This is a genomic window from Streptomyces sp. NPDC060027 (assembly GCF_042737005.1).
In the GTDB taxonomy this organism is placed as follows: Bacteria; Actinomycetota; Actinomycetes; order Streptomycetales; family Streptomycetaceae; genus Streptomyces.
In genome coordinates, this window is record NZ_JBHWVI010000208.1 from 1 (window position 1) to 16,098 (window position 16,098).

General features: G+C 72.1%; 13 protein-coding genes and 1 pseudogene. 12 read left to right on the top strand and 2 right to left on the bottom strand.

Annotation, left to right across the window (positions count from 1 at the left end; translation table 11 throughout):
• From ACFWBT_RS34480 to ACFWBT_RS34515, 8 genes and pseudogenes are all read left to right on the top strand, one after another.
• Positions 1-463, top strand: a pseudogene (locus tag ACFWBT_RS34480) (dihydroorotate dehydrogenase (quinone)); the annotation flags it as partial.
• Positions 460-1,302, top strand: coding sequence for an orotidine-5'-phosphate decarboxylase (pyrF, locus tag ACFWBT_RS34485; RefSeq protein WP_385706907.1), 843 nt, complete (start codon positions 460-462; stop codon positions 1,300-1,302). The pseudogene ACFWBT_RS34480 and the gene pyrF, both read left to right, overlap by 4 nt.
• A gap of 310 nt (positions 1,303-1,612) precedes the next feature.
• Positions 1,613-1,936, top strand: coding sequence for an integration host factor (locus ACFWBT_RS34490; RefSeq protein WP_016638838.1), 324 nt, complete (start codon positions 1,613-1,615; stop codon positions 1,934-1,936).
• 37 nt (positions 1,937-1,973) lie between these two features.
• Complete coding sequence (gmk, locus tag ACFWBT_RS34495) at positions 1,974-2,531, top strand: guanylate kinase (RefSeq protein ID WP_385706908.1); 558 nt, start codon at positions 1,974-1,976, stop codon at positions 2,529-2,531.
• Positions 2,532-2,569: 38 nt separating this feature from the next.
• Positions 2,570-2,842 carry a DNA-directed RNA polymerase subunit omega gene (gene rpoZ, locus ACFWBT_RS34500; RefSeq protein ID WP_003982715.1) on the top strand — a complete coding sequence of 91 codons (273 nt, stop codon included), beginning with the start codon at positions 2,570-2,572 and terminating at the stop codon, positions 2,840-2,842.
• A gap of 91 nt (positions 2,843-2,933) precedes the next feature.
• Complete coding sequence (gene coaBC / locus ACFWBT_RS34505; protein WP_385706909.1) at positions 2,934-4,136, top strand: bifunctional phosphopantothenoylcysteine decarboxylase/phosphopantothenate--cysteine ligase CoaBC; 1,203 nt, start codon at positions 2,934-2,936, stop codon at positions 4,134-4,136.
• 237 nt (positions 4,137-4,373) lie between these two features.
• Positions 4,374-5,582, top strand: coding sequence for a methionine adenosyltransferase (gene metK / locus ACFWBT_RS34510; protein WP_385706910.1), 1,209 nt, complete (start codon positions 4,374-4,376; stop codon positions 5,580-5,582).
• Between the two features lie 365 nt (positions 5,583-5,947).
• Positions 5,948-8,095 carry a primosomal protein N' gene (locus ACFWBT_RS34515; protein WP_385706911.1) on the top strand — a complete coding sequence of 716 codons (2,148 nt, stop codon included), beginning with the start codon at positions 5,948-5,950 and terminating at the stop codon, positions 8,093-8,095.
• Between the two features lie 296 nt (positions 8,096-8,391).
• On the opposite strand, the gene ACFWBT_RS34520 is transcribed toward ACFWBT_RS34515, so the two are convergent.
• Positions 8,392-8,934 carry a hypothetical protein gene (locus ACFWBT_RS34520; protein ID WP_385706912.1) on the bottom strand — a complete coding sequence of 181 codons (543 nt, stop codon included), beginning with the start codon at positions 8,932-8,934 and terminating at the stop codon, positions 8,392-8,394.
• 361 nt (positions 8,935-9,295) lie between these two features.
• Here ACFWBT_RS34520 and fmt point away from each other — a divergent pair, with 361 nt between their 5' ends.
• The gene (gene fmt, locus ACFWBT_RS34525; protein WP_385706913.1) at positions 9,296-10,228 is read left to right on the top strand and encodes a methionyl-tRNA formyltransferase; all 933 of its coding nucleotides are present in this window, start codon (positions 9,296-9,298) and stop codon (positions 10,226-10,228) included.
• Between the two features lie 62 nt (positions 10,229-10,290).
• Positions 10,291-11,724 carry an RsmB/NOP family class I SAM-dependent RNA methyltransferase gene (locus ACFWBT_RS34530; protein WP_385706914.1) on the top strand — a complete coding sequence of 478 codons (1,434 nt, stop codon included), beginning with the start codon at positions 10,291-10,293 and terminating at the stop codon, positions 11,722-11,724.
• A gap of 90 nt (positions 11,725-11,814) precedes the next feature.
• Here the strand turns inward: ACFWBT_RS34530 and ACFWBT_RS34535 are convergent, their stop codons facing one another.
• Positions 11,815-14,112 (bottom strand): MMPL family transporter, encoded by a 2,298-nt coding sequence (locus ACFWBT_RS34535; RefSeq protein ID WP_385706915.1) that lies wholly within the window; start codon positions 14,110-14,112, stop codon positions 11,815-11,817.
• A gap of 134 nt (positions 14,113-14,246) precedes the next feature.
• Between ACFWBT_RS34535 and rpe the strand changes: the two genes are divergently transcribed.
• Complete coding sequence (gene rpe, locus ACFWBT_RS34540; protein WP_385706916.1) at positions 14,247-14,933, top strand: ribulose-phosphate 3-epimerase; 687 nt, start codon at positions 14,247-14,249, stop codon at positions 14,931-14,933.
• Between the two features lie 112 nt (positions 14,934-15,045).
• Entirely contained in the window at positions 15,046-16,056 is a 1,011-nt protein-coding gene (locus tag ACFWBT_RS34545) for a sugar-binding transcriptional regulator (RefSeq protein ID WP_266765587.1), read from the top strand.
• Positions 16,057-16,098 lie beyond the last annotated feature (42 nt).

Consider the following 16,098-nt stretch of genomic DNA (forward strand, 5'->3'; position numbering starts at 1 on the left):
GCGCGTCCCCCTGTTGGTCAAGATCGCGCCCGACCTCGCCGACGAGGACGTCGACGCGGTCGCCGACCTCGCCGTCGAGCTCGGCCTGGACGGGATCATCGCCACCAACACGACCATCGCGCGCGAGGGACTCGGTCTGGCATCCGAACCCTCGCTGGTGAAGGAGACCGGCGGACTCTCCGGCGCGCCCCTCAAGGCGCGCTCCCTGGAGGTGCTGCGCCGCCTCTACGCGCGCGTGGGCGACCGCATCACCCTGGTGGGCGTAGGCGGCGTCGAGAACGCCGAGGACGCCTGGCAGCGCATCCTGGCCGGCGCCACGCTGGTCCAGGGCTACAGCGCCTTCATCTACGAAGGGCCCTTCTGGGGCCGCGCCATCCACAAGGGGCTCGCCACCCGTCTGCGGACGAGCCCGTACGCCACCCTCGCCGACGCGGTCGGCGCCGACGTGAGGAAGTCCGTATGAGCCTGGAACCCTTCGGCGCACGCCTCCGCCGTGCCATGGACGAGCGCGGCCCCCTGTGCGTCGGCATCGACCCGCACGCGTCCCTGCTCGCCGACTGGGGGCTCGGCGACGACATCGCCGGTCTGGAGCGCTTCAGCCGCACGGTCGTCGAGGCCCTGGCCGAACGGGTCGCCGTCCTGAAGCCGCAGAGCGCCTTCTTCGAGCGGTTCGGGTCGCGCGGGATCGCCGTCCTGGAGAAGTCGGTCGAGCAGGCCCGGGAGGCCGGAGCGCTGGTGGTGATGGACGCCAAGCGCGGCGACATCGGCTCGACCATGGCCGCGTACGCCGAGACCTTCCTGCGCAAGGACGCGCCGCTCTTCTCGGACGCGCTGACCGTGTCGCCGTACCTGGGCTACGGCTCCCTGAAGCCCGCGGTCGAGCTGGCGCGCGAGAGCGGGGCCGGGCTCTTCGTCCTCGCGCTCACCTCCAACCCGGAGGGCGGCGAGGTGCAGCACGCCGTACGGGCGGACGGGCGCAGCGTCGGAGCGACGATGCTCGGGCACCTGGCCGCCGAGAACGCGGACGAGAGGCCGCTCGGCTCCTTCGGAGCGGTGGTCGGCGCCACTCTGGGCGATCTCTCCTCGTACGACCTGGAGATCAACGGTCCGCTCCTGGCGCCCGGAATCGGTGCCCAGGGAGCGACGGCGGCCGACCTGGCGGGCGTCTTCGGGTCCGCCGTGCGCAATGTCGTCCCGAACGTGAGCCGGGGTGTTCTGCGTCACGGCCCCGACGTCGTGGCGCTGCGCGAGTCGGCGGAGGGGTTCGCGGAGGAGATCAGGGCGGCCGTGGCGGCCGCCTGAGCCCTCCGACAGCCGTTCGACAGCCCTCCCGCGAGTGCCTTGCGGGCGCCCCGAGTCCGAATACATTCTCAAATCCGGGGAGGTATGTCGGAAATGTCGGGCTCCAGGGAGGCTGACCAGGACTTTTCCGCTGTTCTCGCTGACTCCGGCGCACTTGCCCGCTAGTCTCCGTCGAGTGGTGGCACCTCCCACGCCCTCAAGGCATCGGAGGAGATCGGGCAAGCGTGTTGCTCGTGGCCACCCAGGTGTGGGGCGACTAGGTTCCTCACCGGTCCGTATCCGACAGTTCGACATCCGAGGTGACGTAGGCGTGGCTCTTCCGCCCCTTACCCCTGAACAGCGCGCAGCCGCGCTCGAAAAGGCCGCCGCGGCTCGCCGGGAGCGGGCCGAGGTCAAGAATCGACTCAAGCACTCCGGCGCCTCCCTCCACGAGGTCATCAAGCAGGGTCAGGAGAACGACGTCATCGGCAAGATGAAGGTCTCCGCCCTCCTGGAGTCCCTGCCGGGCGTGGGCAAGGTCCGCGCCAAGCAGATCATGGAGCGACTCGGGATCTCCGAGAGCCGCCGCGTACGCGGTCTCGGCTCGAATCAGATCGCCTCTTTGGAGCGCGAGTTCGGCGGTTCCGGCGCCTGAGTCCTGGGCACCCCAGGATTGCTGGAATAATCGCTGCATGAGTGAACGTCCGCGGCTGACCGTGCTCTCCGGCCCCTCAGGGGTCGGCAAGAGCACGGTCGTCGCTCATATGCGCAAGGAACACCCCGAGGTCTGGCTCTCGGTGTCGGCGACGACCCGCAAGCCGCGCCCCGGTGAGAAGCACGGAGTCCACTACTTCTTCGTCTCCGACGACGAGATGGACAAGCTGATCGCCAATGGCGAGCTCCTGGAGTGGGCCGAATTCGCCGGCAACCGCTACGGGACTCCGCGGGCCGCCGTCCTGGAGCACCTGGAATCGGGTGTGCCGCTACTCCTGGAGATCGACCTCCAGGGTGCCCGGCAGGTCCGCGAGTCCATGCCCGAGGCGCTGCTCGTGTTCCTGGCTCCGCCTTCCTGGGAGGAGCTGGTGCGCAGGCTCACCGGGCGGGGCACCGAACCGCCGGAGGTGATCGAGCGCCGTCTGGAGGCGGCCAAGGTCGAACTCGCGGCCGAGCCGGAGTTCGATGTCACCCTGGTCAACACCTCCGTCGAGGACGTGGCGCGCGAGCTGCTAGCCTTGGTGGAAGTTGTTTGATCTTTCAGGTCAATTTTCCACCTTTCGGAAGGCAGAGCGTGTCCTCTTCCATCACTGCTCCCGAGGGCATCATCAACCCTCCGATCGACGAGCTTCTCGAGGCCACCGACTCGAAGTACAGCCTGGTGATCTACGCGGCCAAGCGTGCCCGCCAGATCAACGCGTACTACTCGCAGCTCGGCGAGGGCCTCCTCGAGTACGTCGGTCCGCTCGTCGACACCCACGTCCACGAGAAGCCGCTGTCGATCGCCCTGCGCGAGATCAACGCGGGTCTGCTGACGTCCGAGGCCGTCGAGGGCCCCGCTCAGTAGTCGTTCATCTGCTCATCCCAGGCCCGGCGGCGCGACTGCCGGGCCTGTGGTGTGTCATGGAGTCGTACGTTTCCGAGCTCGGGGAGAGACGGTGGACAAGCCGAAGGTCGTTCTGGGCGTCAGCGGTGGCATCGCCGCGTACAAGGCCTGTGAGCTGCTGCGACGACTGACGGAGTCGGGCCACGACGTGCGCGTCGTGCCCACCGCGTCCGCGCTGCACTTCGTCGGCGCCGCCACCTGGTCGGCGCTGTCCGGCCACCCCGTCTCCACCGAGGTCTGGTCGGACGTCCACGAGGTCCCGCACGTCCGCATCGGGCAGCACGCCGACCTCGTGGTGGTGGCCCCCGCGACGGCCGACCTGCTGGCCAAGGCCGCCCACGGACTGGCCGACGACCTCCTCACCAACACCCTGCTCACCGCCCGCTGCCCGGTCGTCTTCGCGCCCGCCATGCACACCGAGATGTGGGAGCACCCGGCGACCCAGGAGAACGTGGCGACCCTGCGGCGGCGCGGTGCCGTGGTCGTCGAGCCCGCCGTGGGACGTCTCACCGGCGTCGACACCGGCAAAGGGCGGCTGCCCGACCCGGGGGAGATCTTCGAGGTCTGCCGCCGCGTCCTCGCCCGGGGTGCCGCCGAGCCCGATCTCGTCGGCCGTCATGTCGTCGTCAGCGCGGGTGGCACCCGTGAGCCCCTCGACCCCGTCCGCTTCCTCGGCAACCGCTCCTCCGGCAAGCAGGGGTACGCCCTCGCCCGCACCGCCGCCGCGCGCGGCGCCCGGGTCACGCTGATCGCGGCGAACACGGGCCTCGCGGACCCGGCCGGGGTCGACGTGGTCCAGGTCGGCACCGCCGTACAGATGCGGGAAGCCGTACTGAAGGCGGCCCCGGACGCCGACGCGATCGTGATGGCGGCCGCGGTGGCGGACTTCCGGCCGGAGTCGTACGCGGCCGGGAAGATCAAGAAGAAGGACGGCAAGGAGCCGGAGCCGATCGTCCTGGTCCGCAATCCGGACATCCTCGCGGAGATCTCCGCGGACCGTCCGCGCCTCGGCCAGGTGGTCGTCGGGTTCGCCGCCGAGACGGACGACGTCCTCGCCAACGGACGGACGAAACTGGAGCGCAAGGGCTGCGATCTCCTGGTGGTGAACGAGGTGGGGGAGCGCAAGACCTTCGGATCCGAGGAGAACGAGGCGGTGGTGCTCGGGGCCGACGGCAGCGAGACCCCGGTGCCCCACGGACCCAAGGAAGCACTGGCCGAGACGGTGTGGGACCTCGTGACACGCCGACTGGTGTGAAATCTCATCCGTCCCACCGGCCACGCAAAGCTCGCAAAATCGGGCGTGGCGACCCTGGCGGAGAGCGACGGACATGGCGCAGAATGCCCGTGCCGCAGGTCACAGGCCTTCCGAGAGGCGAGACAGTAGTCCCGCGGCTGAGTGCGACCGATAAACTGTTCTCGGACGACGCCGGGCGCAGCCCCCGGCCCGTCCACCAATGATCAGCCAGCAGCCGCTGCAACCACAGGGAGCGTTGTGTCCCGTCGCCTGTTCACCTCGGAGTCCGTGACCGAGGGTCACCCCGACAAGATCGCTGACCAGATCAGCGACACCATTCTCGATGCGCTCCTGCGCGAGGACCCGACATCCCGGGTCGCCGTGGAGACGCTCATCACGACCGGCCTGGTGCACGTGGCCGGAGAGGTCACGACCAAGGCCTACGCGCCGATCGCCCAGCTGGTCCGCGACAAGATCCTGGAGATCGGCTACGACTCGTCGAAGAAGGGCTTCGACGGGGCGTCCTGTGGCGTGTCGGTGTCGATCGGTTCCCAGTCCCCGGACATCGCGCAGGGCGTCGACACGGCGTACGAGTCGCGCGTCGAGGGCGACGAGGACGAGCTGGACAGGCAGGGCGCCGGCGACCAGGGCCTGATGTTCGGGTACGCGACGGACGAGACTCCGAACCTGATGCCGCTTCCGATCCATCTTGCGCACAAGCTCTCGCGCCGGCTGTCCGAGGTCCGCAAGAACGGGACCATCCCGTACCTGCGCCCCGACGGCAAGACCCAGGTCACCATCGAGTACGACGGCGACAAGGCGGTCCGTCTGGACACCGTCGTCGTCTCCTCGCAGCACGCGTCGGACATCGACCTGGAGTCGCTGCTCGCCCCTGACATCCGCGAGTTCGTGGTCGAGCCGGAGCTGAAGGCCCTCCTCGAGGACGGCATCAAGCTGGAGACCGAGGGCTACCGTCTGCTGGTGAACCCGACCGGTCGCTTCGAGATCGGCGGCCCGATGGGCGACGCCGGCCTCACCGGCCGCAAGATCATCATCGACACGTACGGCGGCATGGCCCGCCACGGCGGCGGTGCCTTCTCCGGCAAGGACCCGTCCAAGGTCGACCGCTCCGCCGCGTACGCCATGCGCTGGGTCGCGAAGAACGTCGTCGCCGCGGGCCTCGCCTCGCGCTGCGAGGTCCAGGTCGCCTACGCCATCGGCAAGGCCGAGCCGGTCGGTCTGTTCGTCGAGACCTTCGGCACCGCCAAGGTCGACGCGGAGAAGATCGAGACCGCCATCACCGAGGTCTTCGACCTCCGCCCGGCGGCCATCATCCGCGACCTCGACCTGCTCCGCCCGATCTACGCCCAGACCGCCGCCTACGGTCACTTCGGCCGCGAGCTGCCCGACTTCACGTGGGAGCGGACGGACCGGGTGGACGCGCTGCGCAAGGCCGCGGGTCTGTAGTCCGCGAAGGCTTCGTCAGAGCCGTGCGGAAATCGTTGGCCCCGGCGGGCCGGAATTCGTACGCTGGTGATCTCCCGGTGCGATGGCCGCGGTTACTTCGGTGGAGTACGCCCATGGCGTGCGGTGAATCTGGAACACGTTCCGCTGCCGCTACCGATCTCGGGAGATCCGGCACCGCCCTGCCCGTGCGATGGCCGCGGGTCCTTCCGGAGGATGTCCCCTCGCGGGATCGAATCCCGCTGCCGGTCCTGGACCGGTACGGCCGAGCGGTCCATGGCGGAAGCGCCCGCAGGGCGTTCACGATCCGCGGCCGGCCTGATCTCGGGCGCGTGGCGCTGTCAGTGCGGTCTGGTAGGAATACTGCTGTGAGCAGCGCGAACGGGCGACCCGCAGACGGCGCGGACGGTGCGCCGCCCGAGCAGCTTGCGCTGATCCGGGAGGCCGTGCGCCAGGCCAAGGCGCCCAAGGCGAAGCCACGGACCTGGCGGGGGGCCGCGCTCGCCAAGGAGCTGCCCGTCGCGCGGGTGCTCGTCGACAAAGGCGTGCTGCACCTCGACCGCTACTTCGACTACGCCGTGCCCGAGGACCTGGACGAGGCCGCGCAGCCGGGCGTGCGCGTGCGGGTGCGCTTCGGCGCCGGGGGACGCACTGTGCGCGAGGGGCGGCGCGAGGGCGGCGGTCTGATCGACGGCTACCTCGTCGAGCGGGTCGCCGAGTCCGACTATTCCGGGCCGTTGGCCGCCCTCGCGCAGGTCGTCTCGCCCGAGCCCGTCCTCGGGCCCGAACTGCTGGGACTCGCCCGCGCCGTCGCCGACCGGTACGCGGGATCGCTCGCCGACGTGCTGCAACTGGCCGTTCCGCCCCGGCACGCCCGCGCCGAGGCACGGGAGTCGCCGGAACCCCCGCCGCCGCCCACCGCACCCGACCCCGGGACCTGGCGGAGGTACGGGAGGGGGGCGGACTTCCTCGCCTCGCTGGCCTCCGGCGGGGCCCCGCGCGCCGTGTGGACCGCGCTGCCCGGTCCCGAGTGGGCCGAGGAGATCGCCCGGGCCGTGCAGGCGACGCTCGCCTCCGGGCGCGGCGCGCTCGTCGTCGTACCGGCCGGACGGCCCGCCGCCCGGGTGGACAGCGCGCTCAAGGCCCTGTTGGGGGAGGGGCAGCACGCCGTGCTGACCGCCGACGCCGGACCGGAGCGGCGCTACCGGGAGTGGCTCGCGGTTCGGCGCGGGGCCGTGCGGGCCGTCGTCGGTACGCGGGCCGCCATGTTCGCGCCCGTACGGAATCTGGGACTTGTCGTCGTCTGGGACGACGGCGACGCCGGACACAGCGATGACAACGCTCCCTTCCCGCATGTCCGGGAAGTGCTGGAGCTGCGCGCTTCACGCGACAAGTGCGGCTTCTTGCTGGGGAGTTGGACGTGCACGGTGGAGGCGGCACAGCTCGTCGAGACCGGCTGGGCGCTGCCGCTGGCCGCGGACCGGGAGCAGGTGCGCGGCGCGGCGCCGCTGGTGCGGACCGTGGGGGACGGCGACCTCGCGCGCGACGAGGCCGCCCGGGCCGCTCGGCTGCCCACGCTCGCCTGGCAGATCGTCAGGGAGGGGCTGCGGCAGGGGCCTGTCCTGGTCCAGGTGCCCCGGCGGGGATATGTGCCGAGGATGGCGTGCGCGCAGTGCCGGACGCCCGCGCGGTGCCGGCACTGCGCGGGGCCGTTGGAGGCGCAGGACGCCCAGGCACTGCACTGTGCGTGGTGCGGGCGGGAGGAGAGTGCCTGGCACTGCCAGGAGTGCGGAGGGTTCCGGCTGCGGGCCCAGGTCGTCGGCGCCCGCCGGACCGCCGAGGAACTGGGGCGGGCGTTCCCTGCCGTACCGGTGCGCACGTCCGGGCGGGAGCAGGTGCTGGACACGGTGTCCGAGGCGCCCGCGCTGGTGGTGAGCACCCCGGGGGCCGAACCTGTCGCCGAGGGCGGATACGCGGCCGCGTTGCTGCTCGACGGCTGGGCGATGCTCGGACGGCCCGATCTGCGGGCCGGCGAGGACGCGTTGCGCCGGTGGATAGGGGCCGCCGCGCTGGTCCGTCCGCAGGGAGAGGGCGGCACGGTCGTGGTCGTGGCCGAACCGACCCTGCGGCCCGTGCAGGCGCTCGTACGGTGGGATCCCGTCGGGCACGCGGTGCGAGAGCTCGCCGAGCGGGCCGAGCTGGGTTTTCCGCCCGTCTCCCGGATGGCGGCGGTGTCCGGGACGCCGGAGGCGCTCGCCGGGTTCCTCGCCGCCGCCGAACTGCCGCGCGACGCCGAGGTGCTGGGGCCCGTGCCGCTGCCGGTCACCGAGCCCGGCCGGCCCCGGCGGGCCGGTGGGCCGCCTCCTGGTGAGGTCGGGGAACGGGTGCTCGTCCGGGTGCCCCCGGGCAGCGGCGCCGCGCTGGCGACCGCGCTGAAGAGCGCGCAGGCGGCGCGCATGGCGCGTGGGGGGAACGAGCCCGTACGGATCAGGATCGATCCACTGGACATCGGGTGAGTCCGGGTGGGGTCCCGTGACTCCGCGAGATCGGGCGGGCCGGCGTCACCGAGCTCGCGAAGTGCGGGTGCCGGCGCGGGCGTTGGGTGTGCGCCGTGGGCGTGGCCTGCGCGCGTGAACTGTCGGCACGGGCGGTGGTCGCGAACCGTGGACAGGGCCACCGGGCGTGAAGGGGGCGAGCGCAGCGTGCGCGAGCCGTCGGCGTCTGCTGCGGGCTCGAGTCGCGGACCCGGGGTGGGTAAGGGACTGCCTCCCGGGTCCTGGTGCCGGGAGGCAGCTGTTGTCGCGGTACCGGGTCAGCCGTTGCGTGGGCCCGGGAAGGCCGTGGGCCGCACCTCGTCGCGGAGCGTGGGGCTGCCGGCCGTCGGCTGGGTCGGCATGGAGCGGGCGGCGGGGACGGTCGGCACCGCGGGGAGAACGGTGTCGACGGCGACCGTGTGGGTGCTCGCCGTCTCCGTGGCGCGCTCCGCCTCCGCGGCGGCCTGGGCGGCCGCGCGGCGGGCGCCGTAACGGCGGTGCACCGCCTGCTTGGTGACCCCGAGGGCCGAGCCCACCGCGTCCCACGAGAATCCGAGTGAGCGGTCGAAGTCCACGGCGGCCGTGACCAGGGTCTCGACGCTGTCCCGCAGCTCCTGGGCGAGACGGACGGTCGGGGCGGGAGCGCGTCCGTAGACGACGAAGCCCGTGGAGGGTCCGGAGCGGCGCGGACGGTAGACGTTGCCCAACTGGGCGGTCAGCGTGCGCAGTGCGTCCACCTGTCGGCGGACCCGCTCGATGTCCCGCACCAGCAAGTGCAGGCTGGCCCGAGCCTGGGCGTCGTGGGTTGCGTGGTCGGCCATGAACAAGCCTCTCGAACAGGCGTTGAAAAGGATCGGGCCGTGAATCTGCGGCCCGCTGTGGTCAACTCTTTCTTGACCAACGCGTGGACGGGTGAGTGGTCACGCTGCGGGGGCGCGAGGGCATATGCACGGGGCGCGTCCCAGGATGTACGCCCCCCGGCGTGTGGTGCGCGCGCCCCACGTGCCGTGCCGGTGAGGGGACCGCACCACCCGTGCGGGCCGGAGGACCTGGCACCCCGGAAGAACCCCCGAGCCCCGGGGCTCCGCGCGGCATAGACTGGTGCGCTGCCCCGCGCTTCGCCTCCACCGGCACGCCCGCGGGGGATGGAAGAGCTCCCGCCCGAGAGGCCAACCGCCACCCATGAAGCTCGTCTTCGCAGGTACCCCCGAGGTCGCCGTTCCCGCCCTGGACGCCCTGATCGCCTCCGGGCGGCACGAGGTGGCCGCTGTCGTGACCCGGCCGGACGCTCCGGCCGGGCGGGGACGACGGCTCGTCGCGAGTCCGGTCGCCGTGCGGGCGGAAGAGGCCGGGATCGAGGTGCTCAAGCCCGTGAAGCCCCGGGACGAGGAGTTCCTGGCCCGGCTGCGGGAGATCGGCCCGGACTGCTGTCCCGTCGTCGCGTACGGGGCCCTGCTGCCCCGGGTCGCCCTCGACATCCCCGCGCAGGGCTGGGTCAACCTGCACTTCTCGCTGCTGCCCGCATGGCGCGGCGCCGCCCCCGTGCAGCACGCGATCATGGCCGGCGACGAGATCACCGGCGCCTCCACCTTCCTGATCGAGGAGGGCCTCGACTCCGGGCCGGTGTACGGGACCGTCACCGAGGAGATCCGGCCCACCGACACCAGTGGGGACCTGCTGACGCGGCTCGCCTTCGCCGGGTCGGGACTGCTCGCCGCGACGATGGACGGGATCGAGGACGGCACGCTCAAGGCCGTCCCGCAGCCCGCCGACGGCATCAGCACCGCGCCGAAGATCACCGTCGAGAGCGCCCACGTCGACTGGGCCGCCCCGGCGCTGCGCGTGGACCGCGTGGTGCGCGGGTGCACGCCCGCGCCCGGGTCCTGGACCGTCTTCCGCGACGAGCGCCTCAAGCTCATCCAGGTCGCGATGGTGCCCGACCGCACGGATCTGGCCCCGGGCGAGCTGTCGGTCGCCAAGAACAACGTGTACGTGGGCACCGGCTCCTTCGCCGTGGAACTGCTCTGGGTGCAGGCCCAGGGCAAGAAGCCGATGCGCGCGGCGGACTGGGCCCGCGGGGTGCGGATTCCGTCCGGGGAGCGGCTCGGAGTCTGACGCCGGACCTGCGGCGTACGCTGATAAGCGCATCTTTTTCCTGGATCCGGAGCACCTTTTTCGTGAGTGAGCAGCCCCGTCGGCCGCAGAAGCCCGGCAAGCCCTACCGCCGCCCCCAGAAGGACCCGGTCCGCATGCTCGCCTTCGAGGCGCTGCGGGCCGTGGACGAGCGGGACGCCTACGCGAACCTCGTCCTGCCACCCCTGCTGCGCAAGGCGCGGGAGAAGAGCGACTTCGACGCACGGGACGCCGCGCTCGCCACCGAGCTGGTGTACGGCACGCTGCGCCGCCAGGGGACGTACGACGCCGTCATCTCGGCCTGTGTCGACCGGCCGCTGCGCGAGGTCGACCCGCCGGTCCTCGACGTGCTCAGCCTCGGTGTCCACCAGCTGCTCGGCACGCGCATCCCGACGCACGCCGCCGTCTCCGCCTCCGTGGAGCTGGCCCGGGTGGTGCTCGGCGACGGTCGGGCCAAGTTCGTGAACGCCGTGCTGCGCAAGGTCGCGCGGCAGGACCTCGACGCCTGGCTGGAGCAGGTCGCGCCGCCCTACGACGAGGACCCCGAGGACCACCTCGCGGTCGTGCACTCGCACCCGCGCTGGGTCGTCTCCGCGCTGTGGGACTCGCTGGGCGGTGGCCGGGCCGGCATCGAGGACCTGCTGGAGGCCGACAACGAGCGGCCCGAGGTGACCCTCGTCGCCCGGCCGGGACGCTCCACCTCCGAAGAACTCCTCGACGCCCTGGACGAGGACTCGGCGCTTCCCGGGCGCTGGTCGCCGTACGCCGTGCGGCTCACCGAGGGCGGCGAGCCGGGCGCCATCGACGCCGTACGGGAGGGCCGCGCGGGCGTCCAGGACGAGGGCAGCCAACTGGTCGCGATCGCCCTGGCCAACGCGCCGCTCGACGGGCCCGACCGGGCCTGGCTGGACGGTTGCGCCGGACCCGGCGGCAAGGCCGCGATGCTGGCCGGCCTCGCCGCCCAGCGGGGCGCGACACTGCTCGCCTCCGAGAAGCAGCCGCACCGGGCCGGGCTCGTCGCCAAGACGCTCGCCGGGAACCCCGGCCCCTACCAGGTCATCGCCGCCGACGGCACCCGCCCGCCGTGGCGGCCCGGCACCTTCGACCGGGTGCTCATGGACGTGCCCTGCACGGGCCTGGGCGCACTGCGCCGCCGTCCCGAGGCGCGCTGGCGGCGTCGCCCCGAGGACCTCGACGGCTTCGCCCCGCTCCAGCGCGGGCTGCTGCGCACGGCGCTCGACTCGGTGCGGGTCGGCGGCGTCGTCGGGTACGCGACCTGTTCGCCGCACCTCGCCGAGACCCGCGCGGTCGTCGACGACGTCCTCAAGCACTTCGAGGGCGGCTCCGCCGAGCTGCTCGACGCCCGTCCGCTGCTGCCCGGCGTGCCGGCTCTGGGGGACGGTCCCGACGTACAGCTGTGGCCGCATCTGCACGGGACGGACGCGATGTATCTGGCGCTCATCCGCAGAACCGCCTGACCGACCGGCCCTCCGGACGGCGAGTCGGTCCGTCCGGAGGGCCGGTCGGTCGGGAACTGGTCGGTCGGCAACTGGTCGGCAGGGAACCGGTCAGTCGGGCGGCGGGGAGGGTTTCGCCGGTTCTCCGGTCCCGCTGGAAGCATCGGGCTCCTCGGACGACCCGGTCTCCTCGGATGTCCCGGGCTCGCCCGGCGTCCCAGGTGCTCCCGGCGTCCCGGGTGCTGCCGGCCCGCCGGGTGTTCCGGACGCCTCCGGTTTCCCCGCGTCGGCGGGTCGCGCCGTGCCGTCCTCGCGTGCGAGCCGGTGCGGCCACCACACCTTCGGGCCCACGTCGAGGAAGAGCGAGGTGACCAGCACCGAGCGCACCACGAAGGTGTCCAGGAGCACGCCGAGGGCGACCGCGAAGCCGATCTCCGCGAAGCCCACGATCGGCAGGGTGCCGAGCGCCGCGAAGGTGCCCGCGAGGACGAGACCGGCCGAGGTGATCACCGCCCCGGTGGTGGCGAGCCCCGTCACCACACCGGCGCGGGTGCCCTGGCGGCCCGCCTCCTCGCGGATGCGGGTGGTCAGGAAGATGTTGTAGTCGATCCCCAAGGCCACCAGGAACACGAAGACGAACAGCGGGAAGGCCACGTCCTCGCCCGCGTAGTCGAAGACGTGCCGGAAGGCCAGCGCGCTGACGCCGAGGGCGGTGGCCAGCGACAGCACCACCGTCCCGATCAGCAGGAGCGGAGCGATCAGAGCGCGCAGCAGGATGCTCAGGACCAGCAGGACCACCAGCAGGACGAGCGGGATGACCAGATAGTTGTCGTGCGTCTGGGCGTCCTCCATGTCCAGCAGGGCCGCCGTGCCGCCGCCCACCTTCGCGTCGGCGTCGGGTATCGCGTGCACCGCGTCGCGCACCCGGTCGACGGTGGCCTTGGCCGCCTCGCTGTCGGCCGGGGCGCGCGCGGTCGCCTCGAACAGCACCCGGCCGTCGCGTTCGGGCGCGGTACCCGGTGGCACACCGATGCTGGTCGGCACCACGCCCGGATCCGCCGCGACGGCACGGCCGACCCGCTCGGCCTGGGCCGTGTCGGAGACGATCACCAGGGGATCGCCGGCGCCCGCTGGGAAGTAGCGCGCCGACACCTCCTGGCCGACGATCGAGTCCGGTTTCCCGGTGAACGCGTCGGCGTTGGAGATGCCCGCGGCCCGCAGCTGGATCAGGCCGAGGGACAGCACCGCCAGCGCCAGTGCCGTGGCGACCCAGGTCGTCCGGGGGCGGCGGGCGATCCGGTGGCCCATGCGCGCCCAGACGCCGCTCCTGGTCGGATCGGGCGAGCCGAGGTGCGGAACGGAGGGCCAGAAGATCCAGCGCCCGAAGACCAGCAGCAGCGCCGGGAAGAGCGTGAGCATGGCGAGCAGGCCGACGCCCACACCGATTGCGGCGACCGGGCCGAGGCCCCGCGTCGAGTTCATCTCGGCGACCAGCAGCACCAGCATGCTCAGCACGACCGTCGCGCCCGAGGCCAGGATCGCCGGACCCGCCCGGTTCATGGCGAGCGTCATCGCCTCATGGCGGTCCTCGTGGCGGCGCAGCTCCTCGCGGTAGCGGGCGACCAGCAGCAGCGCGTAGTCGGTGCCCGCCCCGAACACGAGCACGGTGAGAATGCCCGCGCTCTGGCCGTTGACCGTCAGACCGGCGTGTCTCGCCAGCAGGTAGATCAGCGCCTGGGCCGTGAACAGGGCGACGACCACGCCGAGCAGCGGGACGAACAGCAGGATCGGGCTGCGGAAGGTGATCAGAAGCATCACGATGACGACGGCCATCGCGGCGTAGAGCAGCGTCGAGTCGATGCCCTCGAAGGCCTCGGAGGAGTCGGCGGCGATACCGCCGGGCCCGGTGATGTGCACGGAGAGCCCGTCGCCGCCGTTGCCCACCCGGTCATGGATGGAGTCGACGGCGGGGGCGATCCGCTGCCAGCCGGAGGCGTCCATCGTGATGGGGACGTAGATCTGTGCCGCGCGGGGGTCTGCCTGCCGGTCGAAGACCGGTCCCCGGGTCTCCGCACCCCGGATGCCGTGGTCCCGCAGCGCCTTCATCTGCTGGGCGTCCTCGGCGATCTGCCGGCGGTCCTGCGCCGTCAGGCCGTCCGGGCGCGCGTAGACGACGACCGCCGGAATCTGCTCGGGCCGGAACTCCTCGGAGATGTCGAGGACTTGGGTGGACTCGGCCGAGCCCGGCAGCCAGGACTGCGCATCGTTGTCCTGGGCGTCGCTGAGCTTCATTCCGAGGGGCGCCACGAAGACGAGGACCAGCAGCCACAGGACCAGGACCAGCCACTTGGACCGCCGTCCGCACACCACCCCGATGGCCGCCCGCTTCCAGCCGTCGAGCCGCTTCATGCCCACCCCCGTGGTCGGACGCAGAGCCGCTGGGCCGCCCAGCATGGCATGCCGGACCGCCGTCCGACATCCGCGGAACAACCCAGGTCCGGACCGAGGAGAGCAACCGGCCCGGGACATGGCAGTCTTGGGGCATGGCCGTGCAGATCAACCCCAGCATCCTGTCCGCCGACTTCGCCCGTCTTGCCGAGGAGGCACAGGCGGTGCAGGGCGCGGACTGGCTCCATGTCGACGTCATGGACAACCATTTCGTACCGAACCTCACCCTCGGGGTGCCGGTCGTAGAGTCTTTGGCCCGTGCGACGGACACTCCGCTGGACTGCCATCTGATGATCGAGGACGCCGATCGGTGGGCGCCCCAGTACGTGGAAGCGGGTGCCGGCTCCGTCACCTTCCACGTGGAAGGGACTGCCGCGCCCGTCCGGCTGGCCCGGGAGATCCGGGCCAAGGGCGCCCGCGCCTCCATGGCGCTCAAGCCCGCGACCCCCATCGAGCCGTACGAGGATCTGCTGCCCGAGCTCGACATGTTGCTGATCATGACGGTCGAACCCGGATTCGGGGGTCAGGCCTTTCTTGACATCATGCTCCCGAAGATCCGCCGCACGCGCGAGTTGATCAGCAAGCACGGACTGGAACTGTGGCTCCAGGTCGACGGCGGTGTCTCGGCCTCGACCATCGAGCGGTGCGCGGAGGCGGGCGCCGACGTGTTCGTCGCCGGTTCGGCGGTGTACGGGGCGGCGGACCCGGCGCAGGCGGTACGTGCACTGCGCACCCAGGCTCAGGAGGCGACGGCCCATGCATCGTGGGCGTGCGACCACTGAGCCAAGGGAACGTGAACGCCGCCCATCAGGGCGAACCGAGTACGCCGGATCTGCAAGGATGAACGGCGAATCCAGAGTGTGAACAGAAGTGAAGGAGATCGCCGTGTCGGGTATGTCGGCGGGCCGGTCAGCCATGCGGATGGGACCCGCTGAGCTGGTGCAGGCGGCGGCCATGGCCCGCCGCTTCTACCTCGAGGGCAAATCCAAGATCCAGATCGCCGAGGAGTTCGGCGTCAGCCGCTTCAAGGTGGCCCGGGTCCTGGAGACCGCGCTCGAACGGGATCTCGTGAGGATCGAGATCCGCGTCCCCGCAGAGCTGGACGCGGAGCGCTCGGACGCGCTGCGCGCCCGCTACGGCCTGCGGCATGCCGTGGTCGTCGAGTCCCCGGCCGATGCCGAGGAGTCGCCCGACCCGGAGAACCTCGGTGAGGTGGCCGCCGACCTGCTCGGCGAACTCGTCAACGAGGGTGATGTGCTCGGCCTCGCCTGGGGCCGCTCCACGATCCACATGGCGGCGGCCCTGGACCGGCTCCCGCCGTGCACCGTGGTGCAGCTGACGGGCGTGTACGACGCCGGGACCGCCGAGCGCGGCTCCGTCGAGGCCGTCCGGCGCGCCGCGCAGGTGTCGGGCGGCGACGCCCACCCCATCTACGCGCCGATGCTGCTGCCCGACGCGGCCACCGCGGCGGCGCTGCGCAACCAGACGGGGATCGCCCGTGCCTTCGAGTACTTCGACAAGGTCACGGTCGCCTGCGTCTCCATCGGCTCCTGGGAGCCGGGCATCTCCACGGTGCACGACATGCTCAGCGACGAGGAGCGCTCGCACTACGCGTCCCTCGGTGTCGCCGCCGAGATGTCCGCGCACCTCTTCGACGCCGAGGGCCGGCGGGTCGGGCGTGACCTGGGCGAACGCTGCATCACGGTCGAGGCAGACCGGCTGCGCCGTATCCCCGAGGTCGTCGCGATCGCGGGCGGACAGCGCAAGGCGGCCGCCATCGACGCGGTGCTGCGGTCCGGGCTGGTCACCAGCCTGGTGACGGACACCTCGGCCGCGGACAGTCTGATGACGGCGGGCCCGCCCCCGCGTCCGGCGCTGAACCGGGCGGACCCGGACGGTCCCTGAGGGTTCTCCACCGCGCGCCGCGAGGGGACGGCCGTGGCACTG

Bases quoted from the DNA above. Each gene is read 5' to 3' on its own strand.
- pyrF (WP_385706907.1), top strand. From the start codon at position 460: ATGAGCCTGGAACCCTTCGGCGCACGCCTCCGCCGTGCCATGGACGAG.
- gmk (WP_385706908.1), top strand. From the start codon at position 1,974: ATGAGTGAACGTCCGCGGCTGACCGTGCTCTCCGGCCCCTCAGGGGTC.
- ACFWBT_RS34520 (WP_385706912.1), bottom strand. From the start codon at position 8,934: ATGGCCGACCACGCAACCCACGACGCCCAGGCTCGGGCCAGCCTGCAC.
- fmt (WP_385706913.1), top strand. From the start codon at position 9,296: ATGAAGCTCGTCTTCGCAGGTACCCCCGAGGTCGCCGTTCCCGCCCTG.
- ACFWBT_RS34535 (WP_385706915.1), bottom strand. From the start codon at position 14,112: ATGAAGCGGCTCGACGGCTGGAAGCGGGCGGCCATCGGGGTGGTGTGC.
- rpe (WP_385706916.1), top strand. From the start codon at position 14,247: ATGGCCGTGCAGATCAACCCCAGCATCCTGTCCGCCGACTTCGCCCGT.
- ACFWBT_RS34545 (WP_266765587.1), top strand. From the start codon at position 15,046: ATGTCGGCGGGCCGGTCAGCCATGCGGATGGGACCCGCTGAGCTGGTG.